Here is a 24217-nt window from a genome sequence, read left to right on the forward strand (position 1 = left end):
CTTACAATGTGGGGGTGAGGACCTTATTTTCGACAATCAGGAGGAGATGTGGAAGTGAAGCAAAAATTATCCATGCTTCTAATTGTAGCTCTGGCGCTATTCGTTGTCACCGGCAGCTTGCCGGTTTGGCAAGGAACGGCCGCGAGAGCGGAGGAGGGCGGCGATAACGTAATCGTGCTGGAACCCGGGGACGATTCTCAGAATGCCGGCACGGAGGAGGACCTTGAAGTCGAAGGTCCCGAAGGAGAGAATTCCGCTATGTCGGTGACGAGCAGCGTGTATGCCGGCAATCGCATACCGCTGTCTCGCGCCATGGTCACTAGTGAAAGCGGTTACGGGGACCCGAGCAAGCTGGTGGACGAGCAGGCGCTCGTCGGCAGCCCTCGCGACGGCGCTCTCGTCACGCCGTACACCTTCTGGTTCGGGGACTGGAACATGGTCGGCAACAATTACCCGATCTACGCCTATATCGATCTCGGCCAGGAATACGACATTACGGATATCTACTTCTACGATCTGGAGCTCGCGGATGCGTGGGACGACGAGAACGGCGCGGTCTCGTTCGCCGTCGGTCGGCCGAACTCCGTTCCGGGGGCCGGCGACGCTGCCTGGACGACGATCATCGACCACGCGCTCCTGGAGACGAATACTTGGATCGGCGAGAACTTCGATACGCCGGCGCGTACGCGTTACATCCGCGTCGGCATTACAAGGCTCGGCGCGCTCGTGCCGGAGATCGTCGTCTACGGCGTGCCCGTTCCGGCGAAGATACCGCTATCGCCCGCAATGGTAACGAACGAGACGGGATACGGCAACGCGACGCTGCTCGTCAATGAGCAAGAGCTCGCCGGCGATCCCCTGAACGGCGAAGGGGGCGTTCCGAATAAGTTCTGGTTCGGAGATTGGAACTCGGTCGGCAACAACTACCCGATCTCTGCTTATATCGACTTAGGCAGAGAGTACGACCTCTCGCAAATTTACTTATATGACTTTAACGATCCCGGCACCTGGGACGATGTGAACAATGCGCACTTCAAAGTGTTTGCGGGCAGCCCGTCGACGTCCTGGACGCAATTGTTCGACCATACGTTCGCCAATCCGCATACGAATACTTGGCTGGAATTCGATACGAACGTTCGCACGCGCTACATTCGCGTCGAAGCGAACCTTCTGGCAGCTATCGTCTCTGAGATCGTGCTGTACGGGGCGCCGGCCGAAGCGAAGTTGCCGGACAAGATCGCCTTGAACACATCGATGATCACGGCCGAGGCTGGCGGCTCGGAAGCATGGAAGCTGATCGACGAGCAAGCTGCCGTAGGAAATCCGTTGGCAGCGGCAGGCAACACCGCGACATCGTGGTGGGTACAGACGATACCCGCGCGGGCGACGATCGACCTCGGTCAATACTATGATCTGGACAATATTGCCATTCGTGACGGCGAGGGAGCAGGAACCGTCAACTTCTACGCCGGTTCTCCCGACAACTGGACGAAGCTGTTCAGCGACGGATTGAAGAACTTTAATGCCTGGACTCTTCATCCCGTAACGACTCGTACCCGATACGTACAGATCGAATACATGAATACGGCGAAAGTCAATGAAATCGTGCTATATGGCACGCCCGTGGCTACGCCGATTCCGCTCTCGACGGAGATGGTCGTGAACGAATCGAACAAGGGAGATGCGACGCTGCTCGTCGATGAGCAATCGGCGGCCGGCGATCCGCTCGCAACTCCCACGGGCGCACCCGCTACGACGTGGATTCCATCATGGACAGAAGGCGACTATCCGCTGTCCGCGTATATTGACCTCGGAACTGAATACAAGCTGACGAATATCGGCTTGCGCGACGTCGGCTCGATCGGCAATGTCACCCTATACGCGGGACATCCCGCTTCGGGCTCCGATCCTGCTTCATGGACGTCATTGTTCGTCGACGGAATGAAGAACAATAACGTCTGGAACTTGCATCCGGTTACTGCCGCGACGAGATACGTTCGCGTCCAGCTAGCGGGTTCCACCGCGAGAGTCGGCGAGATCGTCCTATACGGCACACCGCTCAGCGGCTCTCTGCCGGATACGCGCGCGCCGGGGCAGGTCACGAATCTTACGGCCGCGAAGCCGACGACGACGACTCTCCGATTGAATTGGAAGGCGCCCGGCGATGACGGGGCGGCCGGCAAGGCGGACAGTTACGAAATCCGCTACCACACTTCGGAGATTACGACCGCCAACTGGGCAGATGCCACGAATGTTGCTTCGCCTCCCGCTCCGCTCGGCGGCGGGACGGCGCAGAAGTTCGTCGTGAACGGCTTGAACGCGGATACCCTCTACTATTTCGCGCTTATCGCTAAGGATGAAGCAGGCAATGTGTCACCTCTGTCCAACGTGGCTAGTGCCCGTACGGAGCCGCTTGACGTCACGAACCCGACTGACGTGACCGACTTGAACGTCGCATTCGTCTCCGGCAATGCGGTCCGTCTGACTTGGACAGCGCCTGGCGATGATGTCGCAGGCGAAGGTCGGGTGACTTCCTATGATATCCGTTACAACACGGGACCAATTACCGAAGCCAGCTTCGACAGCGCATCGGCGGCGTCTTATACGCCGATGCCGAAGGTAGCCGACTTCGAACAATCGGTCTGGATCTACGGATTGGATCCTCATACGCCTTATTCGTTCGCCCTCATTGCCAGAGATGAAGCGAACAATGCCTCCGGTCTATCGAACGTGGCGACCGTTACGACGTCATCTGCCGCGACGACGGCGAAGATTGCTCTGAACGGCGACATGGTGCTCAACGAAGCCGTCGAAGGCAACGCGAAGCTGCTCGTCGACGAACAGAGTATCGCGGGAGATCCGAAGAACGCTTCCGGCGGTACCCCGGTTACCGCCTGGAACGTCGGCACGAGCGCCGTATACTTGCCGGCTTCCGCCGTTATCGATCTCGGCGCCGAATACGAGCTATCCGACTTCTACCTCTACGACGGTGCTGGCTCGCAGAACGTATCGATGTTCGCCGGGGACCCATTCGACTGGCAGCCGTTGTTCAATGACGGGCTAACCAGCGAAGGTGCCTGGAAGGCACATCCGGTCCGGGTAACGACGAGATACCTGCGCCTGTTGATCCCTGCACAAGCGGATATTCCTGAGATCGTCGTCTACGGCGCGCTTAAAGGCGTGCCGGCGACGGATCCGCAGCCGGTCGCCCACCCTATGCCGAAGATGGACGAATTCATCGGCATGAACGCGTTCATCGACGATCCGCGCGACGTGCTCGAAGCCGTCGGCTTCATTCGCGAATATCATAGCTGGAACTGGGACGAAGGCGATATCTATCCGTTCGGCGTCGTCACTTCCGATCCAAGCCGTTATCCAGGCTATCCGAACAACGCGAACCGTTGGTATAACAGCTGGGCCGGCGGCGGCAGTTGGAACTTCGACGATTATTATGGCGATCTGAAGTCGCGCGGCTTGACCGTCTCCCCGGTTGCGGGCGGAGGAAGCGTCGGCTGGCTGACCGCGGCTCAGTCGAATAAGCCGATCGCCGAAGACGGCGACCCTTCCCTGCCGGCTTCCTATATCGAGCATGCGGATCATATGTATCAATACGCCGCACGTTACGGCAGTACGGTCGTTGCGGACAACAAGCTGAAGCTGGCCTCCTCTGAGCCAAGATTGACGGGGCTGGACTTCCTTACCTACTTCGAGAACTGGAACGAACCGGATCGGTGGTGGGAAGGTCGTATCTCCCACTTCTCGCCATACGAGCTATCCGCGATGACAAGCGCAGACTATGACGGACATATGGATACGTTGGGCGATACCGTCGGCGTGAAGAACGCAGACCCGAACGCGAAGCTCGTCATGAGCGGTCTGGCGAAGCCCGATGTCGAATACGTTCGCGCCATGAAGTTCTGGGCGGACTACAATCGAGGCGGCGACCTGCCGTTCGATGTCATTAACATCCATCATTACAGCAACAACGGAACGAACCAAAGCAACGGTTCGGTTGGCATCAGTCCCGAAGCCGACCGGTTGAAGGAACGCATGCAGGAGTTCGTGGAGTATCGGGATCGGTATATGCCCGGCGTGGAAGTATGGCTGACCGAATTCGGATACGATACGCATCCGAACTCTCCGCAGAAGGCGCCTGCGATCGGCGCGACTTCCCAGGAGGAAGTGCAAGGCCAATGGCTCATTCGCTCCTACTTGGCGATTGCCGCAGCCGGAATCGATAAGGCCGCCATGTACATGGTGCGGGATGTCGATATCAACAGTTCCACTAAATTCGACACAAGCGGGCTTACGCGCGGCAAAAACCAGAATTGGTCGAAGAAGCCTTCGTGGTACTACGTGTATACGATGAAGAACGTGCTGACTGGCTACCACTTCGATAGCGAAGTGGACTCGAACAACGAAGACGTCCTCATCTACAAGTTCGTAAGCGATTCGACGAATGAGCCTATCTACGCGGTATGGGCGCCAACGGCGAACAATACGGTCGTCGAAGACTATTCATTCGACCTCGGTGCTTCGGCAACCGGCGCGACACTCATCGAGTTGGCCGAAGGAACGACGGAAGGCAATCGCAGCGACCTTGACGTCGACGACGGCGCAACCGTTCTCGATGTCGGCGAGCGACCGGTGTTCGTTATCGCGGAATACAATGACGTCGGCAATAACGGAGGCAATGGCGGCGGAAACAACGGAAACAATGGCAACGTAGCGCAATTCCCTTCCGTCTCGAATGGCAATATCACGATCCGTTCGAATACGGACTCGGACGGCAAAGCGACGATCGTTGTACCGGCACAATCGATCGGACAAGCGACGGCCGCATCGACCGACGCGCTGAGAATCTCGATCGAGACGGATAAGACAGCGAGCGCCTTCGCTATTAAGCTCCCAGTGGATGCATGGACGACTGCGGCCGGCAAGGCTCTCGCTTTGATCGTCGATACAGGTACGGCGGAGCTGAGCATACCCGCGCATACACTCGAGGGAATCTTGGTGAACGCGTCTACCGGCACCTTGACGATCGAAGTCGCGCAAGCCTCGACAAGCCATCTACCGAGCACTGCGGCTGACACGATCGGCGATCATCCTGCGTTCTCGTTCAAGCTGACGTTGAACGGAGTGACGATCGACACCTTTGCCCCGCTCTCGGTCGGCATTCCTTACAAGCCGAAGCCGGGCGAAGCAGCCCATCGCATTGTCGTTTACTACGTGAATCCGGACGGCAAGCCCGTTATCGTCACGAACGGCGGCTATGACGCAGCGACGGGTAAAGTCACGTTCACGACGGATCATTTCAGCGTATATGCCGTGGGCTACCGCAGCAACGATTACTCCGACTTGTCCGGCTATTCCTGGGCACTCGAGAGCATCGAAGCGCTATCCGCGAGAAGCATCATTAAGGGCAAAGGCCTCGGACGATTCGACCCGCGAGCCAGCGTGACGCGGGCGGAATTCCTGACGATGCTCGCGAGCGCGCTGGAACTTCGACGCGATCCTTCCGGCGCTGCCCCTTCGTTCGCCGACGTGGAGCCTGGGCAATGGTACGCGGAGCCGATCGATATCGCATACTCTCTCGGCATCGTCAAGGGCAAGAGCGGGAACGCCTTCGGCACGGACGATCCGATCAAACGCGAAGACATCGCGGTCATGCTCGATCGCGCGTTGGCGTCGACACCCGGCGGAGATACGCTTGCCGGCGCAGCGCTAACCGACGCCGGAGCAATCTCAGGCTACGCGAAGGATGCCGTGGACAGATTGCGCGCGGCAGGGCTGTTCGTCGGCTTCGACGACGGAACGTTCAGGCCGCAAGCGGCATGCAGCCGCGCGGAAGCGGCCGTATTGATCTACCGGATCTGGAACGCCTACCGCTAACGCTTACGACAAGGGACGAAGACGAGCCAAGGCTCGTCTTCGTCCCTTTCCTCTTGCCGGTTTGCCGGATTGCTCCGTTTACGCCGGAGAATTCACGAGATTTCCTCTACGTGCTCTCCTATGATGCAACGCGAAGTAGATGACGGCCGTGAACGCCGTGACGGCGGAGGAGATCAGATACGTATGCGAGTACCCCGTCAAGGACGCCAACGCGCCCAGGACGTACGAGCCGACGCCGTACCCGAGATCGAACAGGACGAAGAACGTCGCCGTGGCGAGCGCTTGGCGGGCCCCCGGCCCGCTTGACCGCGACCGTCTGGAAGCAAGGCAGCATCGATCCGTAGCCGAGCCCGCAGATTCCTCCCGCCAACAGGAACATCCCCGGCGATTGCGCGATCCCGAGCAAGACCATCCCGGCGGTAAAAGCCGCAATGCAAGGATAGACGATGACGTGCTCCCCGTACTTATCGAGTATTCTGCCCACGAACGGGCGAGGGAGCACGATCATGGCGCCGAAGCAGACGAAGAACAGACCGCCCATCGAGCCGATGGACAACTCGTCCGCATAGAGAGAGACGAACGAGGTCAGTCCGCTGTACGCGAAAGCGAGCACGAAGCCGGCCAGTCCGATCGGAATCGCCGACGTCTCGATCAAGTGACGCCAATGCAGCTTGTCCCGGGTTGCAGGCACCGCCCTCTTCGCCTCTTCCCTGCCGCGCGTGAAGAAGGCGAATCCGAACGCCAACGCGGCGAACGCGGCGCACATCCCGAACAAGAAGCCGAAACCGAGATGCGAGACCGCCGTCAGGCCGACGAACGGCCCGAATACCATCGCCAAGCTCATGAACAAGCTGAAGTATCCGATGCCTTCTCCTTTGCGCGTCTCCGGAATCAGCCGCAGCGCGACCGAACTGGTCGAAGCCGTCGAGACGGCGAAGCTGCCCCCGTGCACGAACCGAAGAGCGAACAACAGGATCAAGCTATAGCTGTTCTCATACAATAACGCCGCGACGGCGAACAGAGCCAGCGAAGCCAGCACGATCCTCCGTTCCCCGAACGTTTCCATCCATCTTCCCGCGAACAAGCGGGCCGCCACCGAGGCGACGATGAACAACGTCATCGTCAGGCCGACCTGCTCCTCCGAACCTCCGAACGCCTCCTTCACGTACAGCGGCAAAGACGCCGCAAGCGCGTAGAAGGTCATGAAGACGAAGAAGCTGCTTATACAGATCGTGACGAACGGTACGCTCCACAATTTATCCGATGATGAATGTCTCATGTTGTCTATCTCCCGTTATCGTAGTGCGTCCGGCGACCTTACGCTTGCCCGTCGCGACGCAGGCGTTCGACGTTCAGGTCGATCACTCGCATCGCCGTGCGGAATACCTCCAGCTCTTCTTCCGATATTCCCGATACGATCTCCGCCACGAACCGCTGCTCGATCGGCAGAAGCTGTCGGGCGACATCCATGCCTTTCCGCGTAATTCGCATCGTATAAGACCGGCGATCATTCGGATTCGCCATTCGGGCAACGAGCCCTTTGCGCTCCAGCTGGTCCAGTATGCGGGTCACGTTGGCCGGATCTTTGTCGGTCAGCCGGGCCAACTCCTTCTGGTTCACCCCGTCGTTCGCATGAAGCGCGTACAGCACCGCCCACTGCTCCGAAGTTACGCCGTACGGCTGGAAGAGCTGCGCCAGGTTCGACGACAGCTTACGGTCGGCGTTCGCGATGATATAGCCGATAGAGTCTTGGATCCGCACGCGGCACCTCGATCATCTTAATTAGTTGTCATGACAACTATAGTTATATCACACGAATGGCAATGGAACAATCCGCATAAAAAAGGAACCGAATCGATATCCGATCCGGTCCCCGCGCCATTAGTATCGTTAACGACGTAAATGCTCGACTAGCGGCTTGTATTCCTCGTATGCTTTTTTCCACTCGTCCATTCGCGATTCGATCGTCCGTCCGTCCATGAGCTCACGGATCGCATCCAGACAGACATGCCAACCGGCAAGGTCCCGCGGCGTATGGTCGCTCAGCTTGCCGATCGTCTCGACGAGCATCAGTCGGCAGCCGTCCGCTTCCGATGCCAGCTCGAAAAGCACTCGGTCTTCGCCCCACGCGAACGCCAGCGCGGCATTCGTCCGAAGCTCGAAGATCGGCATCTCCTCGAAAGTGCCATCCCCCATATCGAATTTGTAGGCGCCGCCCTCGCGCAAGTCGTCGACGCTCAGCTCGGAGAACCATTGCTTCAACTTGGCGTTGTCCGTCAACCAGGACCATACCTGTTCCGGGGCATGCGGCCAATGTCGCTCGAACCGCGCCTCATAGCCTTCGGAAGTACGCATTAATTCGGCCAGCATCTTAACCCTCCTTGCCCACGTGCGCATCGGGGAACTTGTCCGCGACCAGATTCAGCCGGACGCCGTGCTCGAGAAGCGCCTTGAGTCCGGCCAGCACGAACGCGAAGCCTTCCGTCGAGTCCAGCGCCTGCGCCACGATGCCGTCCGCGTCTCCTTGGAAGCCCGAGTTCCGAATCGTCACGTACGTCTCGTTTTCCCCGCGGGGCGCGAATGTCCATTCCACCAAAGTGAAGCCGCTCTCGTCTCCCCATTCGAGCAGGATCCTTCTGTCCTCCTCGAGCTCCAGCACGTTCGCGCCGGTCGAGAAGCCATACATCTCCCACGTCCACTCCGCGCGCTTCCCGGCTTCCAGCCTCCCGCTGCTCTTCGTGAACCAGAACTTCGTCGTGATCACGGGGTCGACGAACGCTTCGTACACTTCGCGTGCCGGCCTCCGGATGAGCATCTCCGCCTTGGCGACCGGCGGTTGGGCTAGCATCGTCATAAGCCTCTCCCCTTCATTGTCGAATTGGATTTATTATACCAAATGTCGGATGAGCTGAGGAAAAGCGATGGGATTATCTGACATAGGGACGACTTGCATGCGATACACATGAACTATGAAGGTCTACGGGGAGGGAAATGCATTGTCCAATGCGTTCGTCGCGCGTTCGCTGGACGAGATTCGGTTCTGGTCTCGGATCATGAAGGAACATTCATTGTTCCTGAAGCTCGGTTTCCGGTGCGAAGACACGCAACTGATTAACGAGGCGAATCAATTCTATTCCGTATTCGAAGCGATCGAAGACCGGGCCAACAGGTTCGACAAAAGCACGGAACCGCAAGTGATACAACGCTTCAACGTAGAAGTCCATACGGCCGTTTCCCATATCTGGGCGTTCAAACGCAAAGTGCTCGGCTTGATCCTCCAATGCCAGCTGCCGGGCGCGAATAACTTCCCGCTGCTGGTCGACCATACGAGCAGAGAAGCGTTCTACTTCAGAAACCGGCTGGAACAGCTCAATACGGGACAATTGGATCCTCTGCCCGACGCGATCATCAACGAGAACGTGTTCTTCTTGCGAATCATGGCGGACCACGCCAAATTCATCGGCCACTTGCTCGACCCGTCCGAACGGAAGCTCGTCGATCAAGCCAAGCAATTCAGCGACGAATTCGACCAGTTGCTCTTCCAAGCCAGGGACTTGGACTCCATGCGTCCGCAATCTCAAACCGTCCCGCTTCTCGATCAATTCGTAGATCAGAACAAAGTCTCGGTAACGTCGCTGCGCGATTTCAAGAAAACCGCCCGCGACTTGATCGAAGCTTGCCGGATCAAAAGCATCATACACCCGTTGCTCGCGGATCACGTGTACCGCGAGGCGGAGCGGTTCCTCTTCATCATCGACATGTTCGATGACGCGTTGACCGGCAAGCCCGTCAGAAGCATCCCGTTCGATTGAAAGACCTTCGCATACGACAAAGGCACGACTAGGGGATCTCCCCGAGTCGTGCCTCTTCGTCCTTGGCAGCCTACACCCCGACCATCTCGCCCTTCTGCAGCTGATACATCTTGAAGTACCTTCCGCCGAGCGCCATGAGGGCGTCGTGGTTGCCGCGTTCGACGATCTCGCCGCGATGGAGCACGAGAATCTGGTCGGCCTCCCGAATCGTCGACAGCCGATGGGCGATGACGAACGTCGTGCGGCCTTCGCTGACGACCTTCAGCGCGCGCTGGATGAGCCCTTCCGTCTCACTGTCTATGCTCGCGGTCGCCTCGTCCAGAATGAGAATCGCCGGATCGAAGGCGAGCGCGCGGGCGAACGAGATGAGCTGGCGCTGACCGGCGGACAACGTGCTGCCCCGCTCCACGACCGGTTCATCGTAGCCGCCAGGCAGCCGCTCGACGAACGTCGACGCGCCGACGTCGCGCAGCGCCTGCTTCACCCGCTCCTCCGAGATGCTCTCGTCGTACAAGCTCACGTTGAACTTGATGTCGCCCGCGAACAAGAACGGATCCTGCAGCACGATGCCCATATGCTTGCGCAGCTCCTGCTTGGACATCGTCGAGACGTCTCTTCCGTCAATGGTGATCGCCCCTGCCCCGGGTTCGTAGAAACCGAGCAGCAGGTTCATGATCGAGCTCTTGCCCGAGCCCGTATGGCCGACGAGCGCCACCGTCTCGCCCTTGCGCGCCTTGAACGAGATGTTCTTCAGTACGTCGTCCCCGTCCTTGTAGGCGAACGTCACGTTATCGAACTTGACCGCGCCCTCGGGACGCGCAACCTCGACCGCCTCATCCACCTCGACGCCTTCCATGTCCATGATCGCGAACACTTTGTCCGCGGCCACGAACGCCCGTTGCGCGTTCGTCAGTTGGTCGAAGATGCCGATAATCGGCTGGAACAACCGTCCCAAGTAATCCGCGAATACGTAGAACACGCCGAAGCTGATCGCCCCTTCCAGCGCGTTGCCGCCGAAATACCAGACGACCATCGCCGTGACGAGCGCGCCGATCGTGCCGACGAAGTTGCGCGAGGACAGCGAGAACACGCGGAATTGCTTCACCTGCGCCGCGTAACGATCCTCGTTCATCGTCTCGAATTCCTCTAGCGTCCGCTTCTCCCGGCGGAACGCCTGCAAGATCGGCATGACCGCGATCGATTCGTTGATCATCGCGTTCATATCGCTTAGACGCGCGCGCATGATGGCTATGTAGCCTTTGGAGTACTTCAGGTGAACGTACATAACGAGCGCGAATAAGGGCGGCAGAACCAAGCAGAACAGCGCCAGCTTGTAATCCAATAGGAACAACGCGGCGTATATGCCGGTCAACTGCAGCGCGCTGACGATGAACGTCGCCATGAAGCTCATGAACAGATCGCGAATCGCCTCCGTATCGTTGGCGATCCGCGATACGACCTGCCCGATCGGCGTATTGTCGAAGTAACGGATCGGTATGCGCTGGACGTGCTTCATGAGATCCATCCGCATATTCTTAATAATCTGAAGCGAAGTCGATTGGAGAAGGTAAGATTGCGTGAAGTTGAACGCTCCGGCCAGGATCAGCAAGCCCAAGTAGCCGCCGAGCAACCACAGCACAGGCGCCAAGTCGCTTGCCCCCGTCGAGAGGTGATCGTCGATAATCGTCTTCAGTATATATGGCCCGCCGAGCTCGGCGGCGACCGCGCCGCACAGGATGAGAATCGCGGCGATGATTCGGAACTTGTAGACGAAGGCGTAGGCCAGCAGTCTTCTTCCCGTCGATGGCTTCCTCATCGTTACGCCTCCTCCAAGCTTGCTTCCATTTGCTGCCGGTCCCATTGTTCCTTGTACCAGCCGCCGTGAAGAATCAGTTGCTCGTGCGTCCCTTCCTCGACGACACGCCCTTGATCCAGCACGAGAACCCAGTCCGCGTGGCTGACCGCGGATAGCCGATGCGTCGTTAGGAGCGTCGTCTTGCCCGCGCGCTCCTTGCGAACGTTATGAATGATCCGGCTCTCCGTTCGGGCGTCGACCGCGGACAACGAATCGTCCAGCAGCAGAATCTCCGAATCGATCAATAGCGCCCGCGCGATCGCCAGCCGCTGCTTCTGCCCGCCGGACAGCATAACGCCGTTCTCTCCGACGATCGTCCCGAGCCCTTCCGGCATCTGCGCGATATCCTGCGCGAACGATGCCATCTCGACCGCCCGGGCGATCTCTTCGTCGGTCGCATCCGGCTTGCCGAGCGCGATGTTGTCCCGGATCGACTTGGAGAGGAGCAGATGCTCCTGAGGCACGTAGGCGATCCATTCCTTCAAGCGGTCCATCGCGATACGCTCGATCGGAATGCCCGACACGAGCAGCTTTCCCTCCGCCAACGGATATTGCCGCAACAGCTGCTTCAGCAGCGTGCTCTTGCCCCCGCCCGTCTTGCCGACGATGCCGAGCGTTCCGCCCCGCTCCAGCTTGAAGGAGACGTCGGTCAAGCTCGGGTATTCGGCCGTCGGATACGAGAAGCTCAGCTTCTTCATCTCGATTCGTCCCGGGGCGTCGATCAAGGCCGGATCATCCGCGTCCGAGACATCGGACCGCTGCCCCAGCGCCGCGTCAAGCCGCTCTGCGGAGGCACTTCCCCGCTGGAGCACGTTAATGAATTCGCCGAACGAGATCATCGGCCAGATCAGCATTCCGAGATAGATATTGAAGGAGATCAGTTCGCCGAGCGTAATGTCGCCCTGTTGCACCAAGTAGGCGCCGTAGCCGATGCCGATCGAGAAGCTGAGCCCGACGATGATCGAGATGAGCGGCTGGAACAGGGCGTTCAAGATCGACACGCGGCGGTTCTTGTCCCGCACCTCCGAAGTGATGCGGTCGAAGGCCGCCGTATCGCGTTCCTCCTGTACGTACGCGCGCACGACGCGGATTCCCGAAATGGATTCCAGCGCGTGGTCGTTCATCCGGCCGAACGACGCTTGCGCTTCGATGAACCGCACGCGGACCTTCTGGCCGAGCTTGCTGATGACGACCGCGAGGAACGGCAGCGGGACGAGGGCGGCGAGCATCAGCTTGAAGCTGATGAACGACACCATCATGACGATGACGACCGATGCGCCGACGAGCGTGTTCACTAGCGTCATGACGCCGTACCCCGCCGTGTTGCCGATCGCCAGGATGTCGTTCGTCGCGAGCGCCATCAACTGGCCGGTGCTGTTCCGTTGGAAGAACGAAGGCGACATACGCGTCAGATGGGCAAGGAGCTTGCTTCGCAATAATTTCTCTATGAGTACGGAATTGCCGAACAGCCTCGTAATCCAGAAGTAGACCATGACGTAGAGGAGCAATGCTAACCCGACGAGCCAACCGACCGTCGCGTGCAAATCCCCGGCGACGAGCGTCCCGCCGCGAATATCGTCGATCGTGTTGCCGATCAGCCTCGGGGGAATCATCGACAGCATGCTGACGACCGCCATCAATCCGATCGCAATGGCGTAACTTCGCCATCTCAGCTTGAAGAACCAATCCAATCTTTTCACGAAACTCACGTCTTGCCCACCCCCATTAGGTTAAAAAAGCCGCGGGCGCTGCCCGAGGCTCTCAATCTTCCGGTAAATTGTCTCTGCAGAACGCGGAGAGCGATTCCTTCTCGTCGTCCTCGACGTCGATGTCCAGGAACTTATGCGTCGTGCGCTCGTACAGATCGCAAGTCACGATTCCGGATCGCTCCTCGTCCGACTTGTACACGACCTTCGCGTAGACGCCGTGCTCCGAATGAAGCTCGTCGTCCTCCGGCACGTCCAACTCCAAGATGAATTCGTATCTCTTGCCCGACAAAATGCCGAACGGGTCCTTCACGAGTTCCACGCTGTATTCCGTTATTTCTAGCAAAATTCCTCATCCTTCCACATGCAGCCTATTGCTATTATACACCAATCTATTTGTTCTAAAAGTCGACAAAAACACTCAACCTTTTCCCGCCGTCCTTCGTCTAATTCAATGTCCAAGAAGAACAGAAAGCGAATACCGGCCGCGGCGCCAGGGGTGGGGATCCCTTCGCCGGGGCCATCCCCATCCGCCTCTCGTATCTGTTGGAAAGATGAACAGTGGAGGATACCATAATGAGGGGAACCCGATTCTCGCGAACGCGGCGCAGACGCGTCGGCTTGTTCGCCATTCTGTTGCTCGCGGCGACGATCTGCGGATTGACCGCCGCCCACTACTCCGGAGACGCGCTGTTCGCTCGGGGAGGCATCCCGGAAGCGGCCGCGGCCACTTCCGGACCGGCCGTTACGCCGGAACCGACGGCTACGCCGGCTCCGTCCGCGACGACCGATCCGAACGAATCCATGGCAACGCCGGAGCCTCCGGCCACGCAGCCGCCCGCCGAACCGTCGCCTCCGCCGGTTCAAGGAGAGACGAGCGATGACCGCAAGCTGGTCGCGCTGACGTTCGACGACGGCCCCGACGGCAAATACACGCCGCAAGTGCTGGATATTCTGCAAGAGTACGGCGTCAAAGGAACGTTCTTCCTCGTCGGACCGCAAGTCGATAAGTATCCGGATACAGCGAATCGAATCTTGGACGAAGGTCATAGCATCGGCAATCATACTTGGTCTCATAAAGATTTAACGAAGCTAACGGACAAGGAAATCAGCGAACAGATCGACAAGACGCAGCAAGCGATCGCGGACGTCACGGGCTTCACGCCTTCGCTTATGCGCGCGCCGTACGGCGCGATGTCCGACGCGCTCTTGGACGCGCTGCACGAACGCGGCATGTCCCACGTGTATTGGACCGTCGATACCCGCGACTGGGCGGGAACGTCCGTCGCCGACATGCGCAAGGACGTACGCTCGCACGCGAAACCCGGCGCCATCATCCTGATGCATTCGTTCGGCGGCCGCAAGAACGCCCTCGAGCACACGCTCGCCCTGCTCCCTCTCATCATCGAAGACTTGAAGGCGAAAGGCTTCGAGTTCGTCACCGTCGAAGAGATGATCGACGCGGGCAAAGCCTCCAAATCCGTCGTGAAATAATAGAACGCGCAAGCCCCTCCGTACGTTCGTCGCGGAGGGGCTTCTTGCTGTCTATAACTTCTCTCTGTCGGGGTGCCTTTCGGTTAAGGCGGCGACTTCTTGCTCGCGCACCTCGTGCTGGCTATAGCGGGCTTGCTCGTATAGGCGAAGCAACGCTTGCCGGACGTTCGAGAACCAGCTCCAGTACGCGGCTTGTCTTCCGTCGTCTCCGCCGGATCGCGCGACGCGCAGCCGCTCCAGCTCGCCCATCGTCTCGGCTGCCGTGCGATGCGCCTCGTGCGCGTATCCCGTCGCGATGCCGGAAGCCACGGCGTCCGCGTACAATCGCCGAACCTTCTGCGCGTTGTTCAGCCGATGCCAATCCGGTCCGCGCCGCGGCCGATGGAAGAGATCGCTCCATGGCGCTTTGCGCTTCGTCTTCGGCAGACTCCGCCGCTCTTCGACGTAAGGCAGCTTCTCTTCCTTGCGGTCTCGCAGGAACAGTCTGCGCAGGGCATCCTTCCATGCCTTCCACGACCAGGTTCTCTCCCGCCACATCCAATAAGCGAACCAAGCAAGCCCGCACGCCGCCAATCCGCCCACGACGTACGAGAGAATGTCCCAGATCGGGGAAGAACGGTACTCCCCCAGAGGCGGCAACGGCGGTCCGGCATCCTCCGGCGGCGCGGCGGGAGGCTCGGGTATCGTCGGCCCGGAGCTCTCCAGGTTCACGTGCGGCAGTCTCAACCATTGCTGGCCGTAGCTAACCGTCAAGCCGAAGACGATGAGGCCGATCGCGACGAAAGCGATCGCGTACTTGCGGCTGTCCCTTCGGACGGCGCGCGTGACGATAGCGCTGCGCAGTCCCGCTTCGTGGACGGAGACGCGGTTCATGGCGATCAACAGACCGGCTGCCCAGACGATCGCCAGCGCGATGAAGCCCATTCGATAGTCCGCGGCCTTATCCGCGTTCGAAGCGTAGACGACGCCCGCCGCGGCGATCAGGAACGCGATCCCGTATTGCCCCGGCGTAGTTTCCGTATACCGGCCGCGCCAGGCGAGCGTCGCCAGCCATGCGCCGAACGGGAGATACTCCCGATAATCGATCGCTATCGTCGCGGCGACAACCGCGAGCATCGACGCCAATACCGCTAGCAGCCGCCATGGCGGACGAAGCTGCGCGATCAGGACGCCGACGATCCAGCAGCCCGCGGCCGCCGCCAGCCATGCCGCTCTCGCGCCGGCCGTGCGGTCGATCGTGAGCAACAACCATACCGGCATCCACATGAGAAGCTCGAACGTCAATCTTCCGATCGGCTTAACCAACGCCCTTGCAATCGTGCCGTTCATGAGGCCGCCTCCTTATAGAGCAGCAGCACTTCGACCGCATTGCCGTTCTGTCTGAGCTGCTTGACGAGCGCTTCCTGCGCAGCGTCGATGAAGCCGGTCACGAACAGCACGTTCATGCCGCGCGAGCGCTCCGCGACCAACCGCTCCAGCAAGTAGTTCATGCCGAGCTTCGTCGCCGGTTCGAACCGGGCCATCGCTTCCAGCATCACTTCCAGATGCGCCGCACCGCCCTTGACGGGCAGACGGAAGACCGGGTCCGCGTGCCCCGACACCGCGCCGTTATAGATGATCCCCGCCTTGCCTCCGCCCGCGATCAAGTACTGCGCCGCCGAAGCGGCGTAACTGAGGGCGCGTTCGAATTGCTCCTTCGTCAGGCGCCGGTTGTTCGAATGGTCGAGCATCTCCGCGTTAACGAGCAGCGTCAAGTCGTTGTCGCACATACTCTCTCTCCGGTGAACGAGCAGCTCCCCGGTCTTCGCCGTCGCGCTCCAGTTCACGAGCCGGAACGAATCGCCGTCCCGGTACGGACGGACGCCGGCCACGTGGTAATGATCCTCCCGGATCGGCGACAGCATGCTGCGGACGCTGTACACGTACCGGCGCGCGGAGAGCGGCAAGTCGTTAAGCGCCATCAGCTTCGGATAGACGACCAGTTCGCTGGTCGCCGGCGTCCGCGCTTCGGACTTGACCTGCCAGCCGATCATGTCGCCCATGGAGATCGTATAGCTGGATACGGCGTAGCAGCCTCTCTGCGGACAGAGAACCTCGTGCTTGCGCACGATCTCCGTATAGGACGGAATGCTGAACAAGCTGGCATGGTTCTGCAGTTGATCGCCGCGGTTGATCGACGTGTCGGCTTCTTGCTGCTTGAATACGAGCTGCGCGGGCATGAGAGTCTCGACCCGCAGCCAAGGGAGAGGCAGACGCTTGCGGTTGGCGATCTTCTCGCTCAGCCATACCGTCTCTCCCGCGAACACCCGCGAAGAACTGAACGAACGGTCGTACGCGACCGATCGCATGCCGTAATAACGGTATGCCAGCCGCTGCAGCTGATACATGGCGACCAGCACGATCACGATCCACAGGATGATCGCCATCTCTTACTTCGACCCGATGGCCGACTCCGTCGGCACGGCGATGTCCGCCAGCAGCCGATCCAATAGCTGTCGCGTCCGCGACGCCTCGCCGCGGAACGAGTCGCGCAAGATGATGCGGTGCGCGAACGCCGGCGCGACGAGCGCCTTCACGTCGTCCGGAACGACGTAATCCCTGCCGCGTACGATCGCCCTGGCCTGCGCCGCCTTGATAAGCTGCAAGCTGCCGCGCGGGCTGACGCCGAACGCGACGTCCGGATGCGTCCGCGTCGCCGCGACGATCGCGAGGATGTACTGCACGAGCTCGTCGCTCACGAAGACGGCGGCCGCTTGCCGTTGAAGCTTGGCGATGTCCGCTTGTCCGATGACGGCTTGCAACTGCGCGAGCGGGTCGCCCGACGTGAATCTACGCAAGATCGCCTGTTCTTCCTCGGCGGACGGATACCCCATCGAGACGCTAAGCATGAAGCGATCGAGTTGCGCCTCCGGCAACGGGAAAGTGCCGTGGTTATCGATCGGGTTCTGCGTGGCGATGACAAGGAACGGCGACTCCAGCGGATAGGTCTGGCCGTCGATCGTCACCTGCCGCTCCTCCATGCATTCGAGCAACGCGGACTGCGTTCGCGGCGTCGCCCGGTTCAGCTCGTCGGCGAGCAGAACGTTCGTGAACGCCGGCCCGCGGCGAAGCTCGAAGCCGCCGGTCCGTTGGTTATAGAAGTTAATGCCCGTAACGTCCGAGGGCAGCAGATCCGCGGTGAATTGAATCCGCCGCACCTCGCAGTCGAGCGTCTTGGCTAACGTTTTGGCGAGAAGCGTCTTTCCGGTTCCCGGAACGTCCTCGAGAATGATATGCCCGGAAGCGAGCAGCGCGATCAGCAGCTGTTCCAGGACGTGCTCTTTGCCTACGACGACTTTGCCCACGTTCGCGATGACCGTGGACAGTTCATGTTGCGCGTTCGGTTCCTTCATACGAAAAAAAAAGCCCTCCCCCCATTTTCTACATTCTAGCAATGGTGGGGGAGAGCGTAAATTGTAACTTGCGCCGATCTTTTTCGGAGAGGCTCACATGGACGAAGCGGTCTGGACGCTACGCCAATACTTTCTCGCGCGCGACACCGGCAGCGGGCATCGGAGCGATCACGCTCGGCTTCGCCGTCTCCTCCGCGAGTCCGTACGGCAGGCACAGCGGCGCGCCGGTGCGCGGATCCGGAATGACGTCCGCGTCGATGCCGAATACGTCGCGCAGCATCTGGCTCGTCATAACTTCTTGCGGGTTGCCCTCGTACAGGACGGTGCCTCCCTTAAGCGCGACAAGATGCTGCGCGTACCGGGCGGCGTGGTTCAAATCGTGCACGACCATGATGATCGTCCGTTGTTGATCGCGGTTCAGCTTCTCGAGCAGCGTCATGACTTCGATCTGGTGCGCCATGTCGAGGAACGTCGTCGGTTCGTCGAGCAACAGGACGTCCGTGCCCTGCGCGAGCGCCATCGCGATCCAAGCGCGTTGGCGTTGGCCGCCGGACAGCTGATCGACCGAACGGTCGCGGAATTCGACCATGCCGGTTGCCTGAAGCGCCCACTCGATCATGCGATTGTCTTCGGCGGACAAGTTGCCGAAGCCCTTCTGGTGAGGATAGCGGCCGAACGAGACGAGCTCGCGAACCGTCAGCCCTTCCGGAGCGGTCGGGTTCTGCGGCAGAATCGCCAGTTGCTTGGCGACTTCCTTCGTCGGCTGGCGGTGGATGAGCTTGCCGTCCAGATAGACGCCGCCGTCGACTGGGTTCAGGATGCGCGCCATCGACTTCAGAATCGTCGACTTGCCGGAACCGTTGGCGCCCACTAGAGCCGTGATCTTGCCGTCCGGCACCTCTATGTTCAATTGCTGCACGATTTGTCTGCTGCCGTAGCCCAGGCATAACTCCGCCGTCCGCAAACGAGACATCTCTTCATCCTTCTTTCCGTTAATCATTGTGGTATGTATCCGAACTTTATCGTCTTGAGTAATGATAATGGTTCTCATTATCATTGTCAATGCTTAAAATGCTGGATTCGTCCGCTTTTCCGCCTTCCCGGCAACAGAAAAGCCCCGGCGCTAGGCCGGGACTCGCGAGCAAGCGCAAGGTCAATCTCCGCCGAACAAATCGCCGAAGACGTCCATGACGCTTTTCTTTTTCTTCTTGTACGGGTATTGGGAATGCTTGTGCTTGTCGCCGTAATACGGCTGTTGCTGCGGCGGATACCCTTGCTGTTGAGGCGGGTACTGCTGCTGCGGATACGCCTGCTGTTGCGGCGGGTAAGGCTGCTGCGGCTGTTGCGGATACGGCTGCTGCGGCGGATAACGGCGCTTGCGATCGTCGTCGTCGTCATCGTCGTCGCTGTAATACCATTGGTTGTATTGTTGGCGAACTTCCGTTACGCCCTGCATCAGCTTGTCTAACTCGCCGCGGTCTAACCAAACCCCTTTGCAATTCGGGCATACGTCGATGAGAATGCCGTCCTTCTCGACTTCTCTCATGCGAGTGCCTTCGCACACCGGACAATTCATACGAACCGTGCCTCCTCATCCGAATAGGTTACCCTACTTAGTACGGAAGATTCGCCATCCGGTTCCAATTCCGGAATCCGTCGCCCTCTATTGCCCCTTCTTGCCCGCGGCGATCCGTTCGGCCAGCTCGTTCAGCTCGGTCCATCGCTCGAGCAGCTCGTCGAGCTTCGACTCCAACTGCTGCTGCTCCGCCATCAACTGCTGCAGCAACGACGAATCGCTGCTGGCTTCCTCCATCCGGCGCGCCACCGCGGCAATCGCGTCTTCCGTCTCCGCGATCCAGCCGTCGATCTGCTCGAAGTCGCGCTGCTCCTTGAACGACATCTTGAGCGGGCGCTCCTTGCCGTCCGTCCGCGGCCCGGACGCCGCGGGCTTGGCCGATGCCGCCGGTTGGACGGACGCCTTCTCCTTTTCCTTCTCCGCTTCGCGTTCCCGGTATTCGGAATAGTTGCCGACGTGATGCGTGATGACGCCGTCGCCCTCGAACGCCGCGATCCGGTCGACCGTGCGGTCGAGGAAGTAGCGGTCATGCGACACCGTAATGACGACGCCCGGATAATCGTCCAAGTAATCCTCGAGCACCGTCAGCGTCGAGATGTCCAGATCGTTCGTCGGTTCGTCGAGCAGCAGCACGTTCGGAGCTCCCATGAGCACCCGCAGCAGTTGCAACCGGCGCTTCTCGCCGCCGGACAGCTTCGAGATGACGGCCCAATGCGTATTCGGCGGAAAAAGAAACCGTTCCAGCATCTGCCCCGCGGAGATCGTGGAGCCGTCGGACGTCTTCACCTGGTCCGCGCCTTCGCGGATATATTCCATGACCCGCAGCGATTCGTCCATCTCCTCGTGCTCCTGGCTGAACCAACCCAGGTTCACGGTCAGGCCGAGCTCGATCCGCCCCGCGTCCGGCGTCAGCTTGCCCGCGATCAGCTTCAGCAGCGTCGACTTGCCGCTGCCGTTCGGACCTACGATGCCGACGCGGTCTTCGGGCACCGCGATATAGTTAAAGTCGCGGATCAGCTTACGCCCTCCGAGGCTCATTTCCACGTGCTCCGCTTCGATAATCTTCTTGCCGAGCCGCGACGACGCGACCGACACGTCCAGCTTGCCGGCCGCTTGCTTCGGCGTCTGCCCTTTCAGGGCTTCGAACCGGTCGATGCGCGCCTTCTGCTTCGTCGAGCGAGCCTGCGCGCCCCGGCGGATCCAAGCGAGCTCGTTGCGAAGCAGATTCTGCCGCTTCGCTTCGGACGCCGCCTCGCGCTCTTCCCGCTCCAGCTTGAGCTCCAGGAACCGGCTGTAGTTCGCCTCGTAGAAGTAGGCGCGGCCTTGATCCAGCTCGATGACGCGGTTGCTGACGCGGTCGAGGAAGTAGCGGTCGTGCGTTATCATGAGCAGCGCGCCCTTGCGCTTCTGCAGCATGCCTTCCAGCCAAGCGACCGAATCGTTGTCGATATGGTTCGTCGGCTCGTCGAGGATGAGGATGTCCGACGGCTGCAGCAACGCGGCGGCCATCGCGACCCGCTTGCGCTGGCCGCCCGAGAACGTCGCGACCTGCTCGTCGTACCGATCGATGCCGAGTCTCGACAGCGCCGTCTTCGCCTCGCTCTCCATCTGCCACGCGTCCAGCTCGTCCATCCGGGCATTCGCCGCGATGAGGCGCCGTTGCACCGCCGCGTCGTCCGGACTCGATGCCAGCTCTGCCGTTACGTCCGCCAATTCTCTCACCGCCCGCAATTGCGGCGAGTCTCCGCCGAGCACGTGCTCCAGCGCCGTTTCGTTCGGCTGGAATACCGGGTCCTGCGCCAGCATGCGCAGCTTCACCGTCCGGCCGACGGATACGGTGCCCGAATCGGCGGGCAACAGTCCGGCGAGCACCTTCAATAGCGTGGACTTGCCCGTGCCGTTCACGCCGATAATGCCGATTTTGTCGCCCGAGTCCACGCCGAACGTTACGTTTTCGAACAATATTTTATCGCTGAAGCTCTTCGCGATTCGTTCCACGGACATTAAGTGCATGAAAGATCAACCTACTTTAACGTTATTGTGCGGAATCCATCTTACATCATAACACAAATCGCCTGACGCCTAAGCGCCAAGCGATTCGTTCGGGTTTATTCCAGGAAGTCCTTCAACCGCTTGCTGCGGCTCGGATGCCTCAGCTTGCGCAGCGCCTTCGCTTCGATCTGGCGAATCCTCTCGCGCGTGACGCCGAACGCTTGTCCGACTTCCTCCAGCGTCCGGGAACGGCCGTCGTCAAGCCCGAACCGCAGCCGCAACACGCTCTCCTCGCGTTCCGTCAGCGTCTCCAGCACGCCTTCCAGCTGCTCGCGCATGAGCTCGAACGCCGCGGCGTCGGCCGGCTCCATCGCGTCGCGGTCCTCGATGAACTCGCCGAGCTTGGAGTCGTTCTCTTCCCCGATCGGCGTCTCGAGCGACACCGGCTCCTGCGAAATCTTCATGATCTCCCGGATTTTCTCGAGCGGCAGCTCCATCTCCTTGGCGACCTCGTCGGGCGTCGGCTCCCGGCCGAGCTCTTGAAGCAGCTGTCTGGAGATTCGGATGAACTTGTTGATCGTCTCGACCATGTGCACGGGAATGCGGATCGTCCGGCCGTGGTCGGCGATGCTGCGGGTGATCGCTTGGCGAATCCACCACGTCGCGTACGTGCTGAACTTGAAGCCTTTGCGGTAGTCGAACTTCTCCACCGCCTTGATCAGGCCCATATTCCCCTCCTGGATCAAGTCGAGGAACAGCATGCCCCGGCCGACGTAACGTCTGGCGATGCTGACGACGAGGCGAAGATTCGCCTCCGCCAACCGTCGCTTCGCTTCTTCGTCGCCTTGCTCGATGCGGATCGCCAGTTCGACCTCGTCTTCCCCGGACAGCAGCTGGACGCGGCCGATTTCCTTCAAATACATGCGAACGGGGTCGTCGATCTTGACTCCCGGCAGCCATTTCAGGTCTTCGTCGTTCAGTTCGTGCTCTTCGTTGTGTTCGTACGTCATCGTGCAACCCCTCCTTGAGTAATCATCCCCGAGGCGGCTTGCCGCGTTCCGCCCATTGACGCTTCGAAGAAATTATGATATAGTGAAAAGAGACCTTTTTACTTAAAAGCGATTTTTCGTCGCTATCCGCCATTTTAACAAAATTTAATGACCATTTCAACTGTCAAAACCTTCTTGCAGCCCTGCAAGAAGGTTTTTCTACATATACGTATATCGGCCAAAAGGAGTTTCATCTGTATGCCTGTTCCCGTTCTTTCTTCCCGAGCTTTAAATCGGGCGCTGCTCGCCCGCCAGCTGTTGCTCGAGCGGGCGGAACTGCCCGCCCTGACCGCGATCGGGCGGCTCGCCGGCATGCAATCGCAAGCGCCGAACCCGCCGTACGTCGGTCTATGGACGCGTCTCTCCGGGTTCCGCCACGAGGAGCTGTCGCGGTTGATCGCTGACCGTTCGGCCGTGCGCTTGTCGATGATGCGGTCCACGATCCATCTCGTGACCGCCGAGGACGCGCTGGCGTTCCGCCCCTTGCTGCAGCCGGTCATGGGGCGCGCGCTTAAGGGCGCATACGGCAAACGCCTCGACGGCTTGCCGCTCGAAGAGATCGTTGCCGCCGGACGCGAGCTGGTGGAACTCTCGCCGCAGACGCTCGGCGAGCTCGGGGCCGCGCTGCAGGGCCGATGGCCCGACCGCGACCCCGCGGCGCTGGCGAACGCGGTGCGCAACCTGGCGGCGCTCGTCCAGGTGCCGCCGCGAGGCCTGTGGGGCGAGAGCGGACCGTCGGCGCATACGACCGCGGAAGCCTGGCTGGGCCGGCCGCTGGCCGAGGGCGAGATGCAGGAGCTCGTCCGGCGATACTTGGCGGCGTTCGGCCCCGCGTCCCCGAAGGATATGCAGGCTTGGTCCGGGTTAACGGGGCTTCGGGCCGTCTTCGCCGGCATGCGGGACGAGCTCGCCGCGTTCGCGGACGAGAACGGCAACGAGCTGTTCGACTTGCCGGGCAGCCCGCGTCCCGACCCGGAGACGCCAGCGCCGGCCCGCTTCCTGTCGGAGTTCGACAACGTCATCCTGTCCTTCTCCGACTATAGCCGTATCGTCTCCGCGCCCCATCGCAAGCTCGTCTGCTCGGACAACGGCATCATCCGTGCGGCGCTCCTCGTCGACGGCTTCGTCAAGGGACTGTGGCGGGTCGAGCAGAACAAGGGAGGCGCGGCGCTGGTCATCCAACCGTTCGAGACGCTATCGGCCGCCGATCGGGAAGCTTTCGCGGAGGAGGGCGAGCGGTTGTTAAGTTTCGTCGCTCCGGAAGCGGATTCTCGCGACATAAGGATCGAATGAAAATAGCCGGAGCCCAGCGTTGGGAGTCCGGTTTCTTGCGTTCAACGCCTGCGCTTGCCCGCGCTTGAAGCCTGCAGTTTCCGTTCGCCCCGAAATTCGTTAAAATAGGAAACAGTGCGCTCACGGAGCAGCTTAAGCAACCACGAATCGCAGCGG

Annotated in this window: 17 protein-coding genes and 1 pseudogene; 4 read left to right on the top strand and 14 right to left on the bottom strand. The window is 60.2% G+C overall.

The window, feature by feature from the left end; genetic code table 11:
• Positions 1-54: 54 nt before the first annotated feature.
• Positions 55-5892, top strand: coding sequence for an S-layer homology domain-containing protein (locus tag ACFQZG_RS23785; RefSeq protein WP_378157121.1), 5838 nt, complete (start codon positions 55-57; stop codon positions 5890-5892).
• A 118-nt stretch (positions 5893-6010) separates the two neighbouring features.
• Here ACFQZG_RS23785 and ACFQZG_RS23790 read toward each other — a convergent pair whose 3' ends face one another.
• The 4 genes from ACFQZG_RS23790 to ACFQZG_RS23805 form a co-directional block, all read right to left on the bottom strand.
• Positions 6011-7171, bottom strand: coding sequence for an MFS transporter (locus tag ACFQZG_RS23790; RefSeq protein ID WP_378157123.1), 1161 nt, complete (start codon positions 7169-7171; stop codon positions 6011-6013).
• A 38-nt stretch (positions 7172-7209) separates the two neighbouring features.
• Positions 7210-7653, bottom strand: coding sequence for a MarR family winged helix-turn-helix transcriptional regulator (locus ACFQZG_RS23795; protein ID WP_378157125.1), 444 nt, complete (start codon positions 7651-7653; stop codon positions 7210-7212).
• A 129-nt stretch (positions 7654-7782) separates the two neighbouring features.
• A complete protein-coding gene (locus ACFQZG_RS23800; protein WP_378157127.1) occupies positions 7783-8262 on the bottom strand; it encodes an SRPBCC family protein in 480 nt (159 codons plus the stop codon).
• A gap of 1 nt (position 8263) precedes the next feature.
• Positions 8264-8746 (bottom strand): SRPBCC family protein, encoded by a 483-nt coding sequence (locus tag ACFQZG_RS23805; RefSeq protein WP_378157129.1) that lies wholly within the window; start codon positions 8744-8746, stop codon positions 8264-8266.
• Between the two features lie 142 nt (positions 8747-8888).
• Here ACFQZG_RS23805 and ACFQZG_RS23810 point away from each other — a divergent pair, with 142 nt between their 5' ends.
• On the top strand, positions 8889-9704 hold the full coding sequence (locus tag ACFQZG_RS23810; protein WP_378157131.1) for a DUF2935 domain-containing protein: 816 nt from the start codon (positions 8889-8891) through the stop codon (positions 9702-9704).
• A 70-nt stretch (positions 9705-9774) separates the two neighbouring features.
• Here ACFQZG_RS23810 and ACFQZG_RS23815 read toward each other — a convergent pair whose 3' ends face one another.
• From ACFQZG_RS23815 to ACFQZG_RS23825, 3 genes are read right to left on the bottom strand one after another with little or no spacing between them, the layout of a single operon-like run.
• Entirely contained in the window at positions 9775-11520 is a 1746-nt protein-coding gene (locus ACFQZG_RS23815; protein WP_378157133.1) for an ABC transporter ATP-binding protein, read from the bottom strand.
• Positions 11521-11522: 2 nt separating this feature from the next.
• Positions 11523-13268: an ABC transporter ATP-binding protein gene (locus ACFQZG_RS23820; RefSeq protein WP_378157135.1), complete on the bottom strand. Its 1746-nt coding sequence runs from the start codon at positions 13266-13268 to the stop codon at positions 11523-11525.
• A 52-nt stretch (positions 13269-13320) separates the two neighbouring features.
• Positions 13321-13611, bottom strand: coding sequence for a DUF6509 family protein (locus ACFQZG_RS23825; protein WP_378157137.1), 291 nt, complete (start codon positions 13609-13611; stop codon positions 13321-13323).
• A 230-nt stretch (positions 13612-13841) separates the two neighbouring features.
• On the opposite strand from ACFQZG_RS23825, the gene ACFQZG_RS23830 reads away from it, so the two are divergent.
• Positions 13842-14759 carry a polysaccharide deacetylase family protein gene (locus ACFQZG_RS23830; RefSeq protein WP_378157139.1) on the top strand — a complete coding sequence of 306 codons (918 nt, stop codon included), beginning with the start codon at positions 13842-13844 and terminating at the stop codon, positions 14757-14759.
• A gap of 51 nt (positions 14760-14810) precedes the next feature.
• Here the strand turns inward: ACFQZG_RS23830 and ACFQZG_RS23835 are convergent, their stop codons facing one another.
• From ACFQZG_RS23835 to rpoD, 7 genes and pseudogenes are all read right to left on the bottom strand, one after another.
• The gene (locus ACFQZG_RS23835) at positions 14811-16088 is read right to left on the bottom strand and encodes a hypothetical protein (protein WP_378157141.1); all 1278 of its coding nucleotides are present in this window, start codon (positions 16086-16088) and stop codon (positions 14811-14813) included.
• On the bottom strand, positions 16085-17185 hold the full coding sequence (locus tag ACFQZG_RS23840) for a DUF58 domain-containing protein (RefSeq protein ID WP_378157143.1): 1101 nt from the start codon (positions 17183-17185) through the stop codon (positions 16085-16087). Before ACFQZG_RS23840 ends, ACFQZG_RS23835 begins: the two co-directional genes overlap by 4 nt.
• A 3-nt stretch (positions 17186-17188) precedes the next feature.
• Positions 17189-18151 carry an AAA family ATPase gene (locus ACFQZG_RS23845; protein ID WP_378157145.1) on the bottom strand — a complete coding sequence of 321 codons (963 nt, stop codon included), beginning with the start codon at positions 18149-18151 and terminating at the stop codon, positions 17189-17191.
• Positions 18152-18269: 118 nt separating this feature from the next.
• Positions 18270-19124, bottom strand: a complete 855-nt coding sequence (locus ACFQZG_RS23850; protein WP_378157147.1) for an ABC transporter ATP-binding protein — start codon at positions 19122-19124, stop codon at positions 18270-18272.
• Between the two features lie 180 nt (positions 19125-19304).
• Positions 19305-19727, bottom strand: a complete 423-nt coding sequence (locus ACFQZG_RS23855) for a TFIIB-type zinc ribbon-containing protein (protein ID WP_378157149.1) — start codon at positions 19725-19727, stop codon at positions 19305-19307.
• 87 nt (positions 19728-19814) lie between these two features.
• Positions 19815-21740: an ABC-F family ATP-binding cassette domain-containing protein gene (locus ACFQZG_RS23860; protein ID WP_378157151.1), complete on the bottom strand. Its 1926-nt coding sequence runs from the start codon at positions 21738-21740 to the stop codon at positions 19815-19817.
• 95 nt (positions 21741-21835) lie between these two features.
• Positions 21836-22720 (bottom strand): annotated as a pseudogene (rpoD, locus tag ACFQZG_RS23865) (RNA polymerase sigma factor RpoD); the annotation flags it as partial.
• Between the two features lie 246 nt (positions 22721-22966).
• Here rpoD and ACFQZG_RS23870 point away from each other — a divergent pair.
• Positions 22967-24061, top strand: coding sequence for a winged helix DNA-binding domain-containing protein (locus ACFQZG_RS23870; protein WP_378157153.1), 1095 nt, complete (start codon positions 22967-22969; stop codon positions 24059-24061).
• Positions 24062-24217: the final 156 nt, after the last annotated feature.

This window comes from Cohnella sp. GCM10027633, assembly GCF_042675445.1.
Lineage (GTDB): Bacteria > Bacillota > Bacilli > Paenibacillales > Paenibacillaceae > Cohnella.